General features: G+C 62.2%; 16 protein-coding genes. 8 read left to right on the top strand and 8 right to left on the bottom strand.

Features of this window, described 5'->3' with window-relative positions; translation table 11 throughout:
* Positions 1-2 precede the first annotated feature (2 nt).
* The 3 genes from I6E58_RS07190 (at position 3) to I6E58_RS07180 (ending at position 4,037) form a co-directional block, all read left to right on the top strand.
* On the top strand, positions 3-1,055 hold the full coding sequence (locus I6E58_RS07190; protein ID WP_197131781.1) for an App1 family protein: 1,053 nt from the start codon (positions 3-5) through the stop codon (positions 1,053-1,055).
* A gap of 145 nt (positions 1,056-1,200) precedes the next feature.
* Positions 1,201-2,997 carry a glycoside hydrolase family 15 protein gene (locus I6E58_RS07185; RefSeq protein WP_197131780.1) on the top strand — a complete coding sequence of 599 codons (1,797 nt, stop codon included), beginning with the start codon at positions 1,201-1,203 and terminating at the stop codon, positions 2,995-2,997.
* Positions 2,994-4,037, top strand: coding sequence for an FUSC family protein (locus I6E58_RS07180; RefSeq protein ID WP_197131778.1), 1,044 nt, complete (start codon positions 2,994-2,996; stop codon positions 4,035-4,037). Before I6E58_RS07185 ends, I6E58_RS07180 begins: the two co-directional genes overlap by 4 nt.
* On the opposite strand, the gene I6E58_RS07175 is transcribed toward I6E58_RS07180, so the two are convergent.
* The gene (locus I6E58_RS07175) at positions 4,038-5,228 is read right to left on the bottom strand and encodes a glycoside hydrolase family 3 N-terminal domain-containing protein (RefSeq protein WP_197131776.1); all 1,191 of its coding nucleotides are present in this window, start codon (positions 5,226-5,228) and stop codon (positions 4,038-4,040) included. It lies immediately after the preceding gene.
* Positions 5,229-5,261: 33 nt separating this feature from the next.
* Complete coding sequence (locus I6E58_RS07170) at positions 5,262-5,732, bottom strand: hypothetical protein (RefSeq protein WP_307842015.1); 471 nt, start codon at positions 5,730-5,732, stop codon at positions 5,262-5,264.
* Positions 5,733-5,800: 68 nt separating this feature from the next.
* Between I6E58_RS07170 and I6E58_RS07165 the strand changes: the two genes are divergently transcribed.
* A complete protein-coding gene (locus I6E58_RS07165; protein WP_197131772.1) occupies positions 5,801-6,622 on the top strand; it encodes a UbiA family prenyltransferase in 822 nt (273 codons plus the stop codon).
* 82 nt (positions 6,623-6,704) lie between these two features.
* On the opposite strand, the gene I6E58_RS07160 is transcribed toward I6E58_RS07165, so the two are convergent.
* The 3 genes from I6E58_RS07160 to I6E58_RS07150 all read right to left on the bottom strand — a co-directional run bounded on the left by I6E58_RS07160 (position 6,705) and on the right by I6E58_RS07150 (position 11,709).
* Positions 6,705-8,090: a DHA2 family efflux MFS transporter permease subunit gene (locus I6E58_RS07160; protein ID WP_197131771.1), complete on the bottom strand. Its 1,386-nt coding sequence runs from the start codon at positions 8,088-8,090 to the stop codon at positions 6,705-6,707.
* A 114-nt stretch (positions 8,091-8,204) separates the two neighbouring features.
* Positions 8,205-10,754: an RNA helicase gene (locus I6E58_RS07155; protein ID WP_197131769.1), complete on the bottom strand. Its 2,550-nt coding sequence runs from the start codon at positions 10,752-10,754 to the stop codon at positions 8,205-8,207.
* Positions 10,755-10,815: 61 nt separating this feature from the next.
* On the bottom strand, positions 10,816-11,709 hold the full coding sequence (locus I6E58_RS07150) for an EamA family transporter (RefSeq protein ID WP_197131766.1): 894 nt from the start codon (positions 11,707-11,709) through the stop codon (positions 10,816-10,818).
* A gap of 69 nt (positions 11,710-11,778) precedes the next feature.
* Between I6E58_RS07150 and I6E58_RS07145 the strand changes: the two genes are divergently transcribed.
* The 4 genes from I6E58_RS07145 to I6E58_RS07130 all read left to right on the top strand — a co-directional run bounded on the left by I6E58_RS07145 (position 11,779) and on the right by I6E58_RS07130 (position 15,291).
* Entirely contained in the window at positions 11,779-13,257 is a 1,479-nt protein-coding gene (locus tag I6E58_RS07145; protein ID WP_197131763.1) for an SDR family oxidoreductase, read from the top strand.
* A gap of 5 nt (positions 13,258-13,262) precedes the next feature.
* Complete coding sequence (locus tag I6E58_RS07140; protein ID WP_197131760.1) at positions 13,263-13,514, top strand: hypothetical protein; 252 nt, start codon at positions 13,263-13,265, stop codon at positions 13,512-13,514.
* A 73-nt stretch (positions 13,515-13,587) separates the two neighbouring features.
* A complete protein-coding gene (locus I6E58_RS14465; protein ID WP_129071636.1) occupies positions 13,588-14,082 on the top strand; it encodes a cation:proton antiporter regulatory subunit in 495 nt (164 codons plus the stop codon).
* A 9-nt stretch (positions 14,083-14,091) separates the two neighbouring features.
* Positions 14,092-15,291: a cation:proton antiporter gene (locus I6E58_RS07130; RefSeq protein ID WP_129071637.1), complete on the top strand. Its 1,200-nt coding sequence runs from the start codon at positions 14,092-14,094 to the stop codon at positions 15,289-15,291.
* Positions 15,292-15,354: 63 nt separating this feature from the next.
* Here the strand turns inward: I6E58_RS07130 and I6E58_RS07125 are convergent, their stop codons facing one another.
* From I6E58_RS07125 to I6E58_RS07115, 3 genes are all read right to left on the bottom strand, one after another.
* The gene (locus I6E58_RS07125; protein WP_197131757.1) at positions 15,355-15,747 is read right to left on the bottom strand and encodes a DUF2510 domain-containing protein; all 393 of its coding nucleotides are present in this window, start codon (positions 15,745-15,747) and stop codon (positions 15,355-15,357) included.
* Between the two features lie 87 nt (positions 15,748-15,834).
* Complete coding sequence (locus I6E58_RS07120) at positions 15,835-17,232, bottom strand: DUF2130 domain-containing protein (protein WP_197131750.1); 1,398 nt, start codon at positions 17,230-17,232, stop codon at positions 15,835-15,837.
* A gap of 257 nt (positions 17,233-17,489) precedes the next feature.
* The gene (locus tag I6E58_RS07115) at positions 17,490-18,521 is read right to left on the bottom strand and encodes an NAD(P)-dependent alcohol dehydrogenase (protein WP_197131748.1); all 1,032 of its coding nucleotides are present in this window, start codon (positions 18,519-18,521) and stop codon (positions 17,490-17,492) included.
* Positions 18,522-18,545 lie beyond the last annotated feature (24 nt).

The following is an 18,545-nucleotide window of genomic DNA, read 5'->3' as shown; positions in this document are numbered from 1 at the left end:
TAATGGCTCGAACCGGCAAGTCCACCTCCCCCGGCCAAGCAGCGGGTGAGATTCTTCATCGAGCCGCCCGCATCGAGGATGCGTTTCACCGGTGGCGTGAACGCCGCGGCCGCAAGCGTGGGCTGACCACCACGATCATCCCGTACAGCAGCTACGCCGCCGAGGGGTGGGCCCGCATACTGTGCCGCGTAGTGCTCACTAGGGGAACAGAAGCCTCAAAAAAGCGCGCAGAAAACGTGCGCGGCTGGCGCAGCTTCTTCAGCATTCCCGTGAACTCTGAAATCGTCACAGTGACGATCGGAAATACTGAGGTCCAATTAACGCCCGGGCGCGGCGGAGTGATCGATGAACAGATCGATGTGGAGATGAATCCCGGTTGGCAAACCGCCACTCTGGACTCCGCGGGCGCCGATGCTACAACCGCCTACATCTTTGTCGTCGATCCCGCCGCAGACTTTGGAGTCATCTCTGATGTGGATGACACCGTCATGGTGACAGCGCTTCCCCGCCCTCTTCTTGCCGCCTGGAACACTTTCGTGCTCGATGAGCACGCACGTCGCCCGGTAGCTGGCATGGCGGTGCTGTACGACCGCCTCACGCGGGCTAACCCCAACGCTCCCGTGGTCTATCTTTCGACCGGCGCCTGGAATGTTGCACCAACACTCACGCGGTTCCTCCGTCGCAATCTGTATCCGCGCGGCGCCATGCTACTCACCGACTGGGGCCCGACGCACGATCGCTGGTTCCGCAGCGGCGCCGAGCACAAACGGGCCAATCTCAGACGCCTTGCCGCCGAATTCCCGCACGTGAAGTGGCTACTCATCGGCGACGACGGGCAACATGACGAAGAGATCTACGGCGAGTTCGTCGCGAGCCATCCCGAGAACGTCGCCGCGGTCGCCATTCGACAACTCTCAAACGGAGAAGCGGTGCTCGCCGGTGGCCGCAGCAAGATTGCCGAACGCGAGAGCGAGTCATCCGTTCCTTGGCGGTATGCCCCCGATGGTGCCCGTCTAGCGATCGAGTTGCGCGAGCTGGGCCTCATCAACGAATAAGCCGTTCAGGTCGGCACTCACCTACGGGTAGATAGCGCCTCAGCGGGTCTGTTCAGGGCCGGGTGCAAAAAATGGTTTGTTAAATTTGACGCACGAAAGCGGCGAAGTGCAGGAAGTCCACTCGCGACGCTGCAATGATTGACCAATGGCGTTACCTATCGAAGACTATGCCCTCATCGGCGATTGTCAGACTGCTGCCCTTATCGGAAAAGACGGGAGCATCGACTGGCTCTGCTTCCCGCGTTTCGACTCCGCCTCGATGTTCGGAGCGCTGCTCGGTAACGAAGACCATGGCCGCTGGCTTGTGGCGCCGCGAGCGAGTGTGGATGCCCCGAGCACGGTCACAGTCACGCGCAAGTACCAGCCCAACACTTTCATCCTCGTCACCAACTGGGTGACCGAAACTGGCGAAGTCGAAGTTACCGACTTCATGCCCCACGGCAACCGTCGGGCCGATGTTATTCGTCGAGTCCGCGGCATCAGTGGCACGGTAGAGATGTACGCTGAAATGCTGATCCGGTTTGGCTATGCGACGGCTTTGCCGTGGCTGCATCAGGCACCCGAATCCGGTGGCCACGCCATTATCGGCGTCGCCGGCCCCGATGCGATCGTCGCTCGCGGCGTTGAGATGCATGCCTCCGAGCACACTCACCGCGGCGAGTTTTCTGTCAGCGCGGGCGAAGTGCGCGACTTGACCATGACGTGGTATCCCGCGCACCGCAATCCCCCGGCCGAGGTCGACGTGGATGCTGTGCTCGAGACCACGCGCCAGTGGTGGCTTAACTGGTCGGCACACTGCGAACCAACCGAGCAGTATCGTGAAATTGTTAAGCGCTCGCTCCTCGTGCTTCGCGTGCTCACTCATGAAGACACTGGCGGAATTGTTGCCGCCGCAACGACAAGCCTGCCCGAATGGTTTGGCGGCACCCGCAACTGGGATTACCGCTATGTATGGTTGCGCGACGCAGCACTAACCCTCCACGTTCTGATTGACCACGGCTATGTTGCCGAGGCCGAAGCATGGCGCCGCTGGCTTTTGCGCGCTATTGCCGGCGACCCGGCCGATGTTCAAATCATGTACGGCCTTTCGGGCGAGCGTTGGCTCGAAGAGCGTGAACTCACCTCGTTGCCCGGCTACGAAGGGGCATCGCCCGTTCGCGTGGGCAACGGCGCGTTTGACCAGTTTCAGGGCGATGTATTCGGCGAGGTCATGATCGCGCTTCAGGCAGCACGTCGTTCCGGCGTTCACGAGAACGACTTCTCGTGGCCGCTTCAGCGCGCTCTGATGTCTCACGTCGAAGCCAACTGGAACCGCCCCGACAACGGCATCTGGGAGATCCGGGGGCCCGAGCGCCACTTCACGCATTCCCGCGTGATGCTGTGGGCTGCGATGGACTGCGCGATCACGGCCGTAGAAGAGTTCGGTCTCGACGGTCCCGTCGAGACCTGGATCAGCATCCGTGAAGAGATCCGTCAAGAGATCGAACGTGACGGTTGGGATGCCGAACGCGGAACGTACACGCAGTATTACGGCGGCACCGGCGTAGACGCGTCACTGCTGCAGCTGCCTCAGGTCGGCTATCTCAAGGCCGACGATCCGCGGATGCTCGGCACCGTCGCCGCAATCGAAGATGAGCTGCTGCACGACGGCCTCGTGCTGCGTTACCGCACCGAGAGCGGCGTGGATGGTTTGCCCGATGGCGAGAACCCATTCTTGACGTGCTCGTTCTGGTTGGTAGAACAATACGCCTCCTCTGGCCGTGTTGACGACGCAACGGTACTCATGGATCGTCTCGTGGGCTTTGCCAACGATGTCGGACTCCTCAGCGAGGAATACGACACCACCAATGATCGTCAGGCCGGCAACACCCCTCAAGCGCTCAGCCATCTGGCCCTCGTGCGCGCGGCCGACGCAATCTCGGAAGCAAAGACTCCCCAGTGAAATTCGTAACGACGCTGGTGATTGCGCGTCGTTCACCGTTGCTTCAGGTGCTCAAAACATCTGTCGCAGCGGTCATTGCGTGGCTCGTCGCGGGGTTCGTAGTGCAGCAACCGCTGCCAATTTTCGCCGCAATCGCAGCCCTGCTTGTTGTGCAACCGAGCGTTACGCAGTCAATCGAGAAAGGGCTCGAGCGCAGCATCGGTGTCGTCGCGGGTGTGGTGATAGCGCTCGGCGCCGGGCAGATTTTCGGCACCTCCAGTTGGGTCATCTTGATGGTGATTGTTCTGGCAGTTCTGGTGGCGTGGCTGCTGAAGCTCAGTGCGGGATCCGCCAACCAGATCCCCATCAGCGCGATGCTCGTGATTGCGCTCGGTGGACAGAATGCCGAGTACGCCGTTGATCGCATCATAGAGACGATCATCGGAGCCATGATCGGCCTGATCGTGAATCTTGCGATCGTTGCCCCGGTCATCGTGAGCCCCGCGCACACCGCAGTGTCGTTGCTGACCAAACACACGGCTGCTGCCCTTGAGTCACTCGCTTCCGCGCTGCGTGTGCCCAAAACGGACGCCGAACTCAAGGTGCTGCTCGCCGACTCGCGCCATCTCAAAGAACTCCGGGATGCCGCTGCCGCCGCCCTGCGCAAGGGCACAGACAGCCTGACGCTTAACCCTCGGCGCAGCAAACACCATCGCCAACTGCACCGCGACCGCGAGCTTTTTGCCATGCTCACGGTGCTCGTCACCCGCACACTCGGCATGGCACGGGCCATCCATGACCGCTACGACGACGATCTCGCGACCGACCCCGTCGCGCTGTCTATCGCCGGCGAACTCGAACGCGCCGCGCATGATCTGCGGCTGCGTGGCCGTTCCCCCAGCGAGCGAGAAGCCGCGCCACCGACGCGGGAACTCTTGACCCTGACCGCGCCCTTGACGGTGCTGACGCCGCATCCGCAGCACTGGATCTTGATCGGTTCGCTGCTGGAAGATGTGCGCCGAGTTCACGAAGAGATCGTGGGCGACGGTGGAAAACCGTAGTTAGTTGGCCAGCGCCGAGCATTCCGTGAGGCAGCGAACAAAACGACCGGTCTGACCTGAAAGCTCACGTCGCAGTTCGAGCAGCCGCAACGCAGCATCGTCAATAACAGCTTCATCGAGCTCACCGTCGTCTACAGCGCGAGCGACTGCGGCGACGATTCCTTCGGTATCAACGGCACCAACATAGAGCAGCATCGTGTTGCCGGCTTCGATCGCCCGCACCGCGTTGGCGACCTGGTCGGAGTATTCAGCGACGCCTGACCGCTCAAGCATGCCCATGTCATCCGTGATGGCAATGCCATCGAACCCCAAATCATCACGCAAGATTTCGTGCCAACGGGTCGAGAAGGTGGCAGGCTCCGCATCAACCGCCGTGAAAGCTAAGTGCCCGAACATCACCAGTGGCGCCCCCGCGGCGATGCCACTGTCAAAGGGAACCGCGTGAGTTCTTTCCCACTCGTCGAATGTCAACGACGTTGTGGGGATGCTCGAGTGCGAATCCCCGGGCGCTGCTCCGTGACCCGGAAAGTGCTTGAGAGTGGAGAGCACCATCGACTCGCCCAGCACCGCTTCAGCAACGCGAGCCCCGGCATCCGCTCCGGTTGCCCCAAAGGATCTCTCGTAGATGAAGCTGGACGTGTCGCTCGCGATATCGGCGACAATCCCGAAGTTCACCGAGACTCCGACCGACTGCAAGAGGGCACCGCGCTCCGCGAATGCGTCGAAGGTTGCCTCAGGAGCTTTAGACCGCAGCTCGGATGCCGATGCCGCGTCATCCGTGGGCACGCGGCGAACGATGCCGCCCTCTTGATCGGTTGCGACGAGCACGGGCAAGTCGGCTTCTGAGCTCAGCGCCGCGGTGTCAGCCTTGAGTTCACCCAGGCTGCTCGGGATGTTATCCCCCATCAGAATGTACCCGCCGACCTCGAGGAGGTCGCCATCGATCCGATCGCTGGGAGACTCGCCCGGGACGTGCACCATCAGAAGGCTGAGTACTTTCTGGCGCAGCGACATCGTCGAAAGACGATCTCTCGCGTACTGTGCGACCGGATCGACCTGAACGGCTGCGACGCGTGGGGCGAACGTGGGGCTGGGCACAACGTCAGATGGAGATGCTGCTGTGCAACCACCGAGCACCGCTGGCAGAGCGAGCATCACGACGAGCTGATGAATTCGTTGCAGCGTCGTCATGCAGCGATGGTACCCGGGATCAGCGCAGCAGGCTTAGGACAACCACGTGAGGGTCGCGAAGTCCTCCGCGGTCAGGCCGTACTGGTCCGTCGCATGGGCAACAGTTGAGCGCACAGCCGGGTTTTCTCGGTCTTTACGCGTGAGGATGTCGATACCCGCAGGGGTCAAGCGCGAACGGGAGAATCGCAGCACGATCGTATTGAACGCCTCGTCTGCGCCCACCACTTGCCAGCGGCTAGTCAGAATTCGCTTCCAGCCGAGACCTCGCCACACGAACTCATCGCCCTGAAGCTGGTCGGTACCGAGGATGGTGTGCGTCTCCCCATCCCGCGTCGTAAAGCTAACGGTGTCGTCGAGAGTGAGTCCCTCGCCCGCTACCAGCTCGTAGGTAAACTCTGGGTTTTGCCGAGTTCCATCGATCCACATCGGAAAATTGGTCGCCACGACACTCCACGTGCCCGGCAGCTTCGCGGCTAGCGCCGAAGCATTAAAAACTTCACTCACGAGTTCAACATAGAACACGACGGCTGAGAGTCCGCATCGCGACGCGGGCGTCGGGCTACTCTTGGCCCATGATGCGTGCGCTTGCCCGGTCGTCTCACCCCGGCCCCACCGCTGCGGTGACGACGATTGTGCTCGCTTTGGCCTGGGGCTATGGCCTCGAAGGCTGGAGAATCGCCGTCGTGACCGTGATGATTCTCGCCAACCAGCTGTCGGTCGGGCTCTCTAACGATTGGCTTGACGCTGAACGCGACCGTTCCGCGGGGCGCACCGATAAGCCCGTAGTAGCCGGTGAGGTGTCGACCGGTCAGGTGGCGAGTGTCGCGATCGGCTTGGCCGCGACATCCGTCGTTCTATCAGTACTGCTCGGCCCCTTGGCCGCCGTCGCCCACGCGATTTTTCTTGCCAGCGGCTGGCTCTATAACGTGGGCCTCAAGTCGACGCTGTTTTCCGTCGTGCCGTACATCGCCGGTTTCGGAGCACTACCCGCCATCGTCACGCTCGCAGGCCCGACGCCTCAGCTCGCGGCACCGTGGGCAATCGCTGCCGGAGCACTCTTGGGCATTGCCGCCCATTTCACCAATGTGCTGCCCGATTTAGAAGACGACTCAAGCACTGGAGTTCGGGGGCTACCGCACATGCTCGGAGCGCGGCTTTCCGCCGCCGCGATTGCCGTGGGACTCATCGGTGCCGGGGTTGCCGTGGTCTTCGGTCCGGGCGTTACTCCGAGTACGCTCGCACTGATCGGTTTCAGCGCCACGGTCGCGATCGCGGCAGTGTGCGTTGTGCTGATCGCTCGCGGAACGCTACAGCGTCTGCTCTTTCGCTTGACGATCGCCGCCGCCGCCATCACGGCAGCGCTGCTCGTGCTCTCTGCACCACAACTGAGCTGACGCTGCCTGGGCTGAACGCTGCCTGCGCCGACCGCTGCCACGGTGACACGTGCCAGCACACCGTTCGCAAGGCCGCGGCTCTCTAGGCCAGCGGCGGCGCCACCTCGCTTGGATCATCATCGAGAGCAGCAGAATTGCGGATGCCCAAGAACGAAGTGAGAGCTCCGGCGAACAACAACGCCGCCGTTACAATCACGACGCGGTGGAAGTTCGCGGGTGACAGCGAGCCGACCGTGATCACGCCGATGAGCGCCACCGTCACGAGGCCGGCAATGCGCGACACCGCATTGTTGACCGCTGAGCCGATCCCCGCTTGCTCGGCCGAAATCGCGCCCAAGATCGCCGAGGTGAGCGGAGCGACCGTCATCGACATCCCGACCGAGAACAGGAGCACTCCGGGCAGCACTTGAGTGACGTAGTTGACTGACTCCCCCATGCTCAAGAACGTGACGTAACCGACGCCAGCTAAGAATGGGCCGAGCGTCATAAACAAGCGCGGCCCGTAGGTACCGCTCAATCGCCCGAAGAATGATGAGAGCAGAATGATGGCGAGGGATGAGGGCAGGAACGCGAATCCGGCGAAGGTCGCCGAATAGCCGGCCACTTCTTGCAAGTAGACGACCATGATGAAGCCGCCAAGGGCCAGCGCTCCGTAGATGAAGAACGTCGCGATGTTTCCGAGGCTGAAGTTGCGGTGACGAAACAGTTCAAGGGGCAGCATTGGTTGGGCCGCGCGACGTTGCCACACGATGAAGGCAATGAAGCTCAGGATGCCGACCACGAGCGGTATGACCACGGCGGGGCTGTTCCAACCCAAATTTCCTTGCTCGATGAGAGCGAATACCGGACCGCCGAGCCCGACGATGCCGAGCGCTGCCCCCAGGAAGTCGATGCGCGTGTTCGCTTTACGCTCATCGCGATGCCCGAGCTTCACGAGCAGCCAGAGCGTGATCGCGATCGGGATGACATTGATGGCGAAAACGAGTCGCCAGCTGAGCAGGTCGACGAAGGCTCCACCGAGCACGGGCCCCACGATGAAGGCGGCACTCGTCCACGCTGTCCACTGCCCGATGGCATGAGCCTGCGCGGTTCCCCGAAAGGTCGACATGATCAGCGCGAGCGAACTCGGCACGAGAAGCGCACCGGCGATGCCCTGAACCCCGCGCAAAAGGATGAGTATTTCGGCGCTCGGCGCGAGGGCGATAAATACCGAGGCGAGACCAAAGCCGATGAGGCCGATTCGCAGGATTACCAGACGGCCAAAAACATCGGAGAGCGACCCCGCCAGCAGAATGAGCGATCCCAGCGTGATGAGATATGCGTCGACAACCCACTGCTGGGTACTCAGCCCACCACCGAGCTCTGAGCTAATGGCGGGCAGCGCGACGTTGATCACTGACCCGTCGAGAAACGCAACGAACGACGCGAGAATCGCGATGGTCAGAACAAATCGTTGATCGCGGGTCATAGTGCTATTCAACACCCGGCGGCGGCGCGTTATGCCCGTTCGCCGCAGCGAACGCTCTCCACTGAGTTCGAACGTCACCGAGCGGGGTAACCGCCGGGCGCATCGCAGCAGACGCTAGTCGAGGCGGGTGAAGCCCGTCACGCGCACGACCGCGATGCCCTCCGCGGCAGACTCGGCGAGATCCACGGTCGCGTTGATCGACCAATCGTGGTTACCTTCCGGGTCTTCGATGATTTGCCGCACATGCCACTGGCCAGGCTCCTCGGTGATCGTGATCATTGCGGGGCCCCGCGCGTCACCCGCCGTGGAGAGGGTGTCGTGCTCCTCGAAGTAGCGGTCGAGCGCCTCGCCCCACGCTTCTTCGTCGTAGCCGGCTGCGGCATCCAACTCACCGAGAGCGACAGCGTCGTCGCGGGCCGCCAGCTGAACGCGACGGAACATTTCGTTGCGCACCAGAACACGGAAAGCACGGGCGTTCGTGACGACGGATGCCGGAGCAGGCGGTAACACTGGCTCGCCGCTGGTAGCGGAGTCGACCCCGTTCGTCATGGCCTCCCACTCGTCGATAAGGCTCGAGTCGACCTGGCGCACCAGCTCGCCTAGCCACTCGATGAGGTCGAGGAGTTCGTCGGTTTTGGCGTCATCCGGAATCGTTTGGCGCGTGGCACGGTAGGCGTCGGAGAGGTAGCGCAGCACGAGGCCTTCGCTGCGGGCGAGTCCGTAGAAGCCCACGAAGTCGGCAAAGGTCATGGCGCGTTCGTACAGGTCGCGCACGACGCTCTTGGGGCTGAGGGCGTAGTCGCCGATCCAGGGCTGGCTCGCACGGTACATATCGAAGGCGGCATCCAACAGTTCTTCGAGGGGTTTAGGCCAGGTAATTTCTTCGAGCAGTTCCATGCGCTGGTCGTACTCGATACCCTCGGCCTTCATCGCGGCGACCGCTTCGCCGCGAGCCATGAACTGCTGCTGCGAGAGGATCGGGCGCGGGTCATCCAGTGTCGCTTCAAGCACGGAGATCATGTCGAGGGCGTAGGTCGGCGACTCTCGATCGAGTAGATCGAACGATGCGACGGCGAATGGCGAGAGTGGCTGGTTAAGCGCGAAGTTGGATTGGAGATCGACGGTGAGGCGAATCTCGATGCGTTCGTCGAAGCTCTCGACCTCTTCGCCATCCACGATCATGGTGTCGGCAACGCGGTGTTCTTCGACGATTTCGGCGGTGCGCAACGTGCGATAGATCGCGAGCGCCTGCTTCGCGAGTTCGCGCTGCTTGTGACGGGGTTCGTGGTTGTCTTCGACGAGAGTGCGTACGTTCGAGAACACGTCGCCGCCGCGAGCGATCACGTTCAGGATCATGGCGTGGTTCATGCGCATGTTGCTCGTGAGCTGTTCCGGCTCGGCCGCGATCATCCGCTCGAAGCTGCTTTCGGTCCAGGTGACGAAACCCTCGGGTGGCTTCTTGCGCACGATCTTGCGCAGCTTTTTGGTGTCGTCGCCGGCTTTGGCAACGAGCTTGGCGTTTTCGGATTCGTGCTCGGGCGCTTGGGCGATGACGGTGCCCGCCGTGTCGAAACCAGCGCGGCCGGCCCGCCCGGCGATCTGGTGAAACTCACGGGCGGTCAGCTGACGCATCCGAGTGCCGTCGTACTTGGTGAGCTGAGTCAGCAGCACCGTACGGATGGGCACGTTGATGCCGACGCCGAGAGTGTCGGTTCCGCAGATGACGCGCAGCAGCCCACGTTGGGCGAGTTGCTCAACGAGGCGACGGTATTTGGGCAGCATGCCCGCGTGGTGCACACCAATACCCGAACGGATGAGGCGCGAGAGGGTCTTACCGAACACCGTCGTGAAGCGGAAGTCACCGATCGCGTCGGCGATCTGGTCGCGCTGTTCGCGGGAGACCACCTTGATGCTCGTCATCGCTTGCGCACGCTCGAGAGCGGCGGCCTGTGAGAAGTGCACGATGTAAATCGGCGCTTGCCCAGTGGAGAGCAGATCTTCCACGGTCTCGTGGATCGGCGTAATGGCCCACGAGTAGTGCAGGGGAACGGGACGTTCGACGCCCGTGATGAGGCTTGTCTCGCGGCCGGTGCGCCGGCTCAGGTCATCCGCCAACGGCTGCATGTCTCCGAGCGTCGCCGACATCAGTACGAACTGCACCTTGGGCAGGATCAGTAGCGGCACCTGCCAAGCCCAGCCACGATCGGGATCGGCGTAAAAGTGGAACTCGTCCATGACTACTTGGTCGACGCGCGCATCGGCTCCCTCGCGCAGCGCGAGATTCGCCAGAATTTCAGCGGTGCAGCAGATGATGGGCGCATCGGCGTTGACCGAAGAGTCCCCCGTGACCATACCGACGTTCTCTGCACCGAACACCTCAACGAGAGCGAAGAACTTCTCGCTCACGAGCGCTTTGATGGGCGCGGTGTAGAAGGTGCGCTGGCCCTGCGCGAGCGCAATGGCGTGCGCGGCAATCGCGACGAGCGACTTTCCCGTGCCCGTAGGCGTCGAGAGGATGACGTTGGCTCCCGAGACAAGCTCGATAACAGCTTCATCCTGAGCGGGGTAAAGCTCGAGGCCGCGGCCGGATGCCCACCCGACGAAAGCGTCATAGGTTGCGTCTGCGTCAAAGGGCGTCGGAAGCGCATCCAGAAGTGAGGGCATTGTTCCACCGTAGCCGGGTCGCCGGACATCGCAGCGCGACGGGCGCGCCACTAGCGGGCGACTAGCTCAGCGCGAGCATCACTGAGGCAATGAGCGCGAGCGCCATTCCGAGCAATTGCACCCGGCTCACTCTCTCATGCAGCGTGAAGCGCGCCAACACAATGGTCGCCAGCGGATACAGGCTCACGAGCACCGAAACGACAGCCAGGCTCCCGGCTTGCAGCGCGAACAGGATGAACGCGTTGGATGCTCCCACGAGAACACCACCCGCGGCAGCGAGCATCCGGGCGCGGCTGACACTCACGACGGCACCACCCTCGGGCTGGTGGTCAAACTGAGCGAAGAAGCGACGGATGGGGGCACTGAGACGAGTGAGCGCGAGCAGGATCACCATCGCGCCAAGGCCGACAACGATCTCAACGACCGCGGTGGCGAGGCCAGCGGAAACCGGGGCCTGGTCGAGCGCAATGAGAGCGGTACCGAGACTGACCCCGGAGATGAGCCCCACTGCAACCGTTCGCGGCCGAACGCGCACTGCGGCATCCGACCGTGTGACGGACACGAGCAGCGCGCTCACGATGGCGAGCACGATGGCGACCCACGCGAGCACGGGTAACTGCTCGCCCGACACCACGGCAAAGGCCACCGGCACAACAGCACCCACCACGGCGATCAGCGGCGCGACAAGGCTCATGGGCCCATCGGCGAGCGCCGCGTAGAACGTCAGCAGCCCCACGATCGCGGCCAGACCGGCGATGCCACCCCACAGGATCGCACCTGACTCAAAACTGACGGTGACGAACAGCATTGCGATGAGCAACGAGACGGTAGCGAAGACGTGGATGATCGTGGTCGCCGGCACCACCTGCAGCCGTCGTGTGCTGAGGCCGCCGAAGAAGTCAGAGACACCGTAGAACACGGAGCCGGCGAGAGCGAGCACGACGCTGAGGATCATCTCGTCAGCATAGAGTCAGCGGAGACCGCCGAGAGCACGGTGCGCGCGGCAGCGCGGGTAGAATTGGGTGTGCCTAATTCTTCACCCGCCCCTGACCACGGCCCGAGCGGTCTCGACCCCGCCGAACTTGAGGTCGCCCTCAAGGTGCTGAACCAGATGGTGGGCATGGATGAAGAGCACCCCGACTTTGTGACCGTGCGCCGGGCGACCGCCGCGATGTTCAAGGCGGTCAAGAAAGAGCGTCGTCTCGAGAAGCGCGCCGCGATCGCCGATGCTGACCGCGAAGTGATTGCAGCAACTGCTACCGGCGCGGCCGACCGCATTGATGACGAGACTCGCGGCATCCCCATTTCTACGAGCACCACCACACCGACCGCCGGCGAACTGATCAAGGCTCGCCCCTGTTACGTCTGCAAGCAGCCGTATACGACCGTTGACTCGTTCTACCATCAGCTCTGCCCGAGTTGTGCGGCGTTCAACCACGCCAAGCGTGACGCCCGCACTGACCTCACCGGCAAGCGAGCGCTACTCACCGGGGGCCGCGCCAAGATCGGCATGTACATCGCGTTGCGTTTGCTGCGGGATGGCGCGCACACCACCATCACGACGCGCTTTCCTCGGGATGCCGTTCGTCGCTTCTCGAGCCTGCCCGACTCGGCAGACTGGCTGCACCGCCTTCGCGTGGTCGGAATCGACCTCCGCGACCCCGCTCAGGTAATTGGGCTGGCCGACTCTGTCGCGGCTCAGGGCCCGCTCGACATCCTCATCAATAATGCGACGCAGACCGTGCGTCGCTCCCCTGGTGCGTACCAGCCTCTCGTCGATGGTGAGCTTGCTCCCCTGCCCGACGGCCCGCTGCCCGAGCTCGTGACCTTCGGGCACACGAACGACCCGCACCCGCAGGCCCTCGCGCAGTCGGTGTCGGCGCATCCGATTCTGGCCGCCGCTGCGACGCGTGCCGAAGAACTAACCGAGCAAGCGATGACCGCAGGGTCGAGCTCACTCGAGCGCCTCGCTGCCGGCACCGCGATCGACGCCGGTGGCCTTGTGCCCGACCTTGACTCGATCAACTCGTGGACCCAGCACGTCGATCAGGTCGACCCGCTCGAAATGCTCGAAGTTCAGCTCGCGAATACGACGGCGCCTTTCGTGCTGATCTCCAAACTTCGTCCTTCGATGGCGGCGTCAGAGTCGCGCCGCAAATACATCGTGAATGTGTCGGCGATGGAGGGCGTGTTCGGCCGCGGCTACAAGGGCCCCGGGCATCCGCACACCAACATGGCCAAAGCCGCCGTGAACATGCTCACCCGCACGAGTGCCCGCGAAATGTTTGAGAGCGACGGCATTCTCATGACGAGTGTCGACACCGGCTGGATTACGGATGAGCGCCCACACCCCACCAAGGTGCGGCTGGCAGAAGAGGGTTTTCATGCGCCGCTCGACCTCGTCGATGGTGCGGCCCGCGTCTATGACCCCATCGTGCGCGGCGAGGACGGCGAAGATCTGTTCGGCATCTTCCTCAAGGACTACGACAAGAGTTCGTGGTAACCCCGATGGCTACCCCCGCCGAGTTTTTGAAAGCCACCACGAGCGGCACCCGTGTCGTAGTGCGTCACCTCATCGAGGATGGGCGCGCCACCGACTCTCTGGGCTACTTTCACCTCGCTGACGAGACGCATTGTGTTGTCGCGACTAAGCGTGGTCTCGAGACGATCGAACTCGCGAAGGTGATTGCCGCAAAAGAAGTACCGCCCCCGCCAGCGCCACGGCCGCGAGCCGGGTCAGCGCCAGGGTCACCCGAATAGTAGGGGATGCGCCCGAACAGGCGTAGGCTGCTCGCTGGACTATTGGCCACTAGTGAATTGGTAAGTTGGAACCGTGGGCGTAAGAATCGAACGAATTGACCTTCCCGGGTTTGGCGTACGCAACGACGTCATCACGAACTCAGGATGCCGCGTCAGCGTGGTCTCGCTGCGGTCAGGAGAACGCGATCTCGCTTTCTTCAATGCGGATGACCCCGACTCCAATGCTGCGTCAATTTCGCTGACGGATGACGAAGCATCCGCCATTGCAGAAGTTCTCGGTTCGTCGCTCACGCTCAGTCGCCTCTCTGCTCTCGGCGAAAAGGCCGAAGGGCTGTTCAACGAAGAGATCTCGCTGCCCAATGGTTCCGGCTTTGTCGGCCACCCCATGGGCTCGATGAAAGCGCGCACCCTCACGAGTGCCTCCATCGTGGCCATCGTGCGCGGTAATGACGTTGTCGCATCCCCCGGCCCCGAAGTTGTTTTTGAGTCCGGCGACGTCATCGTTGCTGTCGGCACCCGCCAGGGCCTCGACGCCCTCGGCAAGCTCATCAATAACGGTCCCAGCTAAGAGCCGCGAATGCATGAGACGACGCAGCTACTCATCGAGGTTGGCGCTCTCCTGCTTGTTCTGAGTGTGCTCGGCAGGGTTGCCGCACGCTTCGGGTTCTCCGCGATCCCGCTCTACCTTCTCGCCGGTCTTGCTGTGGGCGAAGGCGGACTGCTGCCGCTTCAGGCCAGTGAAGAGTTCTTCGAGGTCGGCTCGCAGATCGGCGTGATCTTGTTGCTCGCGATGCTGGGGCTCGAGTACTCCGCTGACGAGCTCATGGCGAACCTCAAGACATCGCGGATGTCCGGGATTCTGGATGGCGTGTTCAATGCGCTTCCCGGCGCGCTGTTTGCCATTCTGCTCGGCTGGGAACCCGCCGCGGTCGTCGCTCTTGCCGGAGTGACCTGGGTCTCATCATCCGGAGTCATCGCCAAGGTTATTCGAGACCTCGGGCGACTCGGTAACCGTGAGACGCCAGTGATTCTTTCGATCCTGGTGATGGAAGACCTCGCCATGGCGTTCTATCTGCCGGTTCTGTCGGCGCTCGTGATCGGTGCCGGACTGCTGCAGGGGTCGATCACTGTTGCTATCGCCGTTGCTGTCGTCGTCACGATTCTTTACGTGGCACTGCGCCATGGTCGTGTCCTGTCGCGCTTGCTCCCCCAAAAGAACGCTGAAGCCTTGCTGCTCGGAGTAGTCGGGCTCACAATGCTCGTCGCGGGCCTTGCAGAGGCTGTGAACGTCTCAGCGGCCGTGGGTGCATTCCTCGTCGGCATCGCCATCTCGGGGCCTGTAGCGCACCAGTCAGCGCAACTCATCACTCCCCTGCGCGATCTCTTCGCCGCCGTCTTCTTCGTCTTTTTCGGGATCTCGACCTCGCCCGCCGACATCATTCCGGTGCTGCTGCCCGCGTTCGCCCTCGCTGTGCTCACGATCGGCACCAAAACGTACTCCGGGTACCGCGCTGCCAAACGCGCCGGCATTGCGGCGCCCGGTCGTTGGCGCACCGGCTTGGCGCTGACGCCCCGAGGCGAGTTCTCCATCGTCATTGCCGGACTCGCCGTCGGTGCCGGCATCGAGCCCATGCTCGCGCCCCTGGCGACCGCCTACGTGCTCATGACGATCATCGCCGGGCCGCTGCTCGCTCGAGTGCCCGACACCGCCTGGTTCAAGGCGCGCGTGCGCAAGCCCGTCGCAGCACCGCCGACGACGCCCGTCGCTACCCGTTAGCCGCTAGCACCACGTCCGCGGTGGCGTTGCGCGGTGGCGATCGGGTCTCGCCACGAACCCTGCCTAGCGAACGAGAGTCTTTGCGTTGTAGGCGCGAACGTAGCTGGGGATCAAGAAAAGATCGACGATCAGCCAGACGTACGCGGCCACGATAAGCGGGATACCGATGAAAATGGCTGCCGTGGCGATGCCTATCCACCACAACGCAAGGAATCCGATCGCGCTGCCGATCCGTCCCAGGTAGAAGTAGTGGGCCGCGAAGCCGGTCAAAAAGATCGCCAGCAGATAGGTGATCGCGACGTCTTTGCGGGAAACCACCGCGACGACCTGAACCGGCGCCGCGGCAGCAGGGGCATAGTGTTCGGTCCATGATGAGCCGCTCCACCATCTACTCAGCGTCGGATCGTTCGGGTCGGCGTACCAGCCAGCAGGTGGGGCCACAGCGTCATCGGTCACAGAATCTCCTTCGTAGAACTGAGCCTATCTCTACACCCACTCTGGAGTGTGCCTCCTTCAACAGGAAGGCGAGCGCGCCGCCGAACGCTACTCGTCGCCCTTGTTCAGGTCGGAAAACTTCTCGGCCATCGTCGGGTTGCCGCGCGTGAGCTTCTTGATCGTCACGTCTTGAGCCTTGTCGTTAGCGAGGCGCAGGTTGCGGTTCGTGCCGAGCAGCGCATCCTTGGTCTTCTGCAGGTGATCAATCGACTTGTCGATCTCGTCAATCGCCGTTTGGAACTTGCGGGATGCCAAGTCGAAGTTACGAGCGAAGCCTGATTTGAATGAGTCCAGCTCTTCCTCAAAGTTGGTCACGTCGATGCTCTGCGCCTTCACAAGCGCGAGCTCGTTCTTGTAGGTGAGCGAGTTGAGCGCCGCGTTGCGGAGCACCGTGATGATGGGAATGAAGAACTGGGGGCGCACGACGTACATCTTCGGATACCGGTGGGAGACATCCACGATTCCGGAGTTGTAGAGCTCGCTATCGGGCTCCAACAACGACACGAGCACCGCGTACTCGCAACCCTTTTCGTTGCGGTCTTTGTCGAGCTCTTTCAAGAAGTCTTCGTTGCGCTTCTTGGTGGCCGTGGTGTCGGCTTCGTTCTTCATCTCGAACATGATCGAGACGATTTCGGTGCCCGACTCATCCGCCTCTTTAAAGATGTAGTCGCCCTTGCTACCGCTTCGAGCGTCATTGTCTTTCTCGAAATACGCCTTCGGAAACGCGGTAGCCCGAATTTGGTTGAACGTCGTTTCGCAGTGAATCTCGAGCGTCTCACCGATCATCTTGGTGGAGAGCCGTGCCTTCAAGTCGCGCAGTCGCTCGATCGCGTCGTCGCGGTCCTTAAGCTGAGTCTCGTACTTGTCTTTCATCGAGGTCTCGGCGAGTTTCTTCTCCAGCTCGACCCGCTCAAGAGTGCCCTTGAGCCCGTCGCGCTCCTTCTCCACTGCACCCACCGCTGCGGAGAGCGCCAGCTGCTGCTCTGAACCTGCGGCCTGAAGCTTCGCCTTCAGGGCCTGGATCTCGGCTTCTTTCTCTGCGGTGGCCGCTTGAAGCTCGCTCACACGCTTCGCTTCAGCCAGCTCGGCGGCAGACTCCCGCTCCCGCTTGGCTTTCTCGAGTTCGTTAGCCAGGGCATCACGCTCGGTTTGCACAGCGCTCAGAGCCTCGGACACTGCCAGCTTCTGGGAGACAGCGCCCGCGTCAAGCTGCGCCTTCAGCTCCTGAATGGCGGCATCCTTCTTCGATGCTTCGGCCTGCAGCTCTCGCGCAATTTTCGCCTCGGCAAGCGCGATCTCCGCTTTCTTGGTGGCCTCGGCCGACTCGAGGCGCTCGTGAAGCTCACTCTCGAACTCGCGGTCACGAATCTGCTTCACGATATCGGCATACCCCGCCTCATCGATCGTGAACGCTTTGCCACAGTGAGGGCAGGTAACTTCGTGCATCGGCGCGTCTTCCATTCAGTTCTGCGGGAGATGGATGCACGCCCGCTGCAGTTACTTCGCGCGGCGCACCCCAGTTCGTTCTCGCTCAGGCTAGTGGCTGCGGCGCTCGTGAGGCAGTTGCCGCACGGTTACTCGCGCCGGATGAGTACTTACGCCGTCTACCGTCGACTGATCGCAATCGCCGACATCGAAGGCTCGGATGCGCCTCTCGTATCGGGTTCCGCGCCGAGGCCGTCGATCCCCGCGGTATTTGGCAACTAGGGCGTGATGAGTGCTTTGAGGGTGTTTGGATCACGCGTCGCTTCGAACGCCTCTTCGACGCGATCGAGTGAGAAGGTACTAGTTACGAGTGACTCTAGGTCGACAGCTCCCGAAGCCACGAGCTCAATGGCTAACGGCCAGGTATTCGCGTAACGGAAGACGCCAGTAACAAGCAACTCGCGACCTTGAATTCGTGAAACGGGCAATGAAACATCGTCTGCGCCCATGCCGACGAGCACGGCGATTCCCGCGGGGGCGAGAGCCAAGATACCCGCGCGAATGGCGGAGGGAGCACCCGACGCATCGACGAACGCGTCGACCTCCGGGACCTCGTCAGCAGATACCACGGTCGGGTCGATCACTGATGTAGCGCCGAATTCAAGCGCTCGATCACGTCTGGCTGCGGCCAGATCAGAGACAATAACCTCGGTAGCGCCATACGCCCGCGCGACCTGAGCTAGCAGGATCCCTACCGGCCCTGCACCCGCGATCAACACCCGCGATCCTGGCTGAGTCAACGCTTTTTTATGCGCCCAAATCGCCACCGATAGCGGTTCGAATAACGAGGCCGCTTCCAACGATACGGAGTCTGGAATAGCGAAAGCGTAGTCAGCCTGAATCACAGCGAATTCGGCGAACGCCCCGTGAATCGGTGGGGTCGCGTAGAACTCGATGGACGGGCACAGGTTGTAGCGCCCGCGCTTACACTGTGTGCAGATGCGGCAAGCCCGCTGCGGCTCGATCGAGACGCGCTCGCCAATTCGGTCCGCCGAGACTTCTGTTCCTACGGCGACGATCGTGCCGGATGCTTCGTGGCCGAGAATAAGTGGAGCGTCGACAACGAAGTCGCCGATTCGACCTTCATGGAAATAGTGAACATCGGAACCACAGACACCGACGGCGGCAATTCGCACCAATACCTGGTCCGAAGCCAGAACAGGGGTATCAACCTCGCGAACAACGAGGTGGTGTGCACTCTCAAGCACGCTTGCACGCATGCGGGAAGGGACTTCTTGCAAGGAGCTCATTCTTCTGACCCTATTTCTCTAAAA

The organism is Salinibacterium sp. SWN1162 (assembly GCF_015864675.1).
Classification (GTDB): domain Bacteria; phylum Actinomycetota; class Actinomycetes; order Actinomycetales; family Microbacteriaceae; genus Rhodoglobus.
The sequence above is the reverse complement of the archived record's forward strand: the minus strand, read 5'-3'. Positions and strand labels throughout refer to the sequence as shown.

Coding starts and splice junctions, on each gene's coding strand:
- I6E58_RS07190 (WP_197131781.1), top strand. CDS start 3: ATGGCTCGAACCGGCAAGTCCACCTCCCCCGGCCAAGCAGCGGGTGAG.
- I6E58_RS07185 (WP_197131780.1), top strand. CDS start 1,201: ATGGCGTTACCTATCGAAGACTATGCCCTCATCGGCGATTGTCAGACT.
- I6E58_RS07175 (WP_197131776.1), bottom strand. CDS start 5,228: ATGACGACGCTGCAACGAATTCATCAGCTCGTCGTGATGCTCGCTCTG.
- I6E58_RS07165 (WP_197131772.1), top strand. CDS start 5,801: ATGATGCGTGCGCTTGCCCGGTCGTCTCACCCCGGCCCCACCGCTGCG.
- I6E58_RS07160 (WP_197131771.1), bottom strand. CDS start 8,090: ATGACCCGCGATCAACGATTTGTTCTGACCATCGCGATTCTCGCGTCG.
- I6E58_RS07155 (WP_197131769.1), bottom strand. CDS start 10,754: ATGCCCTCACTTCTGGATGCGCTTCCGACGCCCTTTGACGCAGACGCA.
- I6E58_RS07150 (WP_197131766.1), bottom strand. CDS start 11,709: ATGATCCTCAGCGTCGTGCTCGCTCTCGCCGGCTCCGTGTTCTACGGT.
- I6E58_RS07140 (WP_197131760.1), top strand. CDS start 13,263: ATGGCTACCCCCGCCGAGTTTTTGAAAGCCACCACGAGCGGCACCCGT.
- I6E58_RS07130 (WP_129071637.1), top strand. CDS start 14,092: ATGCATGAGACGACGCAGCTACTCATCGAGGTTGGCGCTCTCCTGCTT.
- I6E58_RS07120 (WP_197131750.1), bottom strand. CDS start 17,232: ATGCACGAAGTTACCTGCCCTCACTGTGGCAAAGCGTTCACGATCGAT.
- I6E58_RS07115 (WP_197131748.1), bottom strand. CDS start 18,521: ATGAGCTCCTTGCAAGAAGTCCCTTCCCGCATGCGTGCAAGCGTGCTT.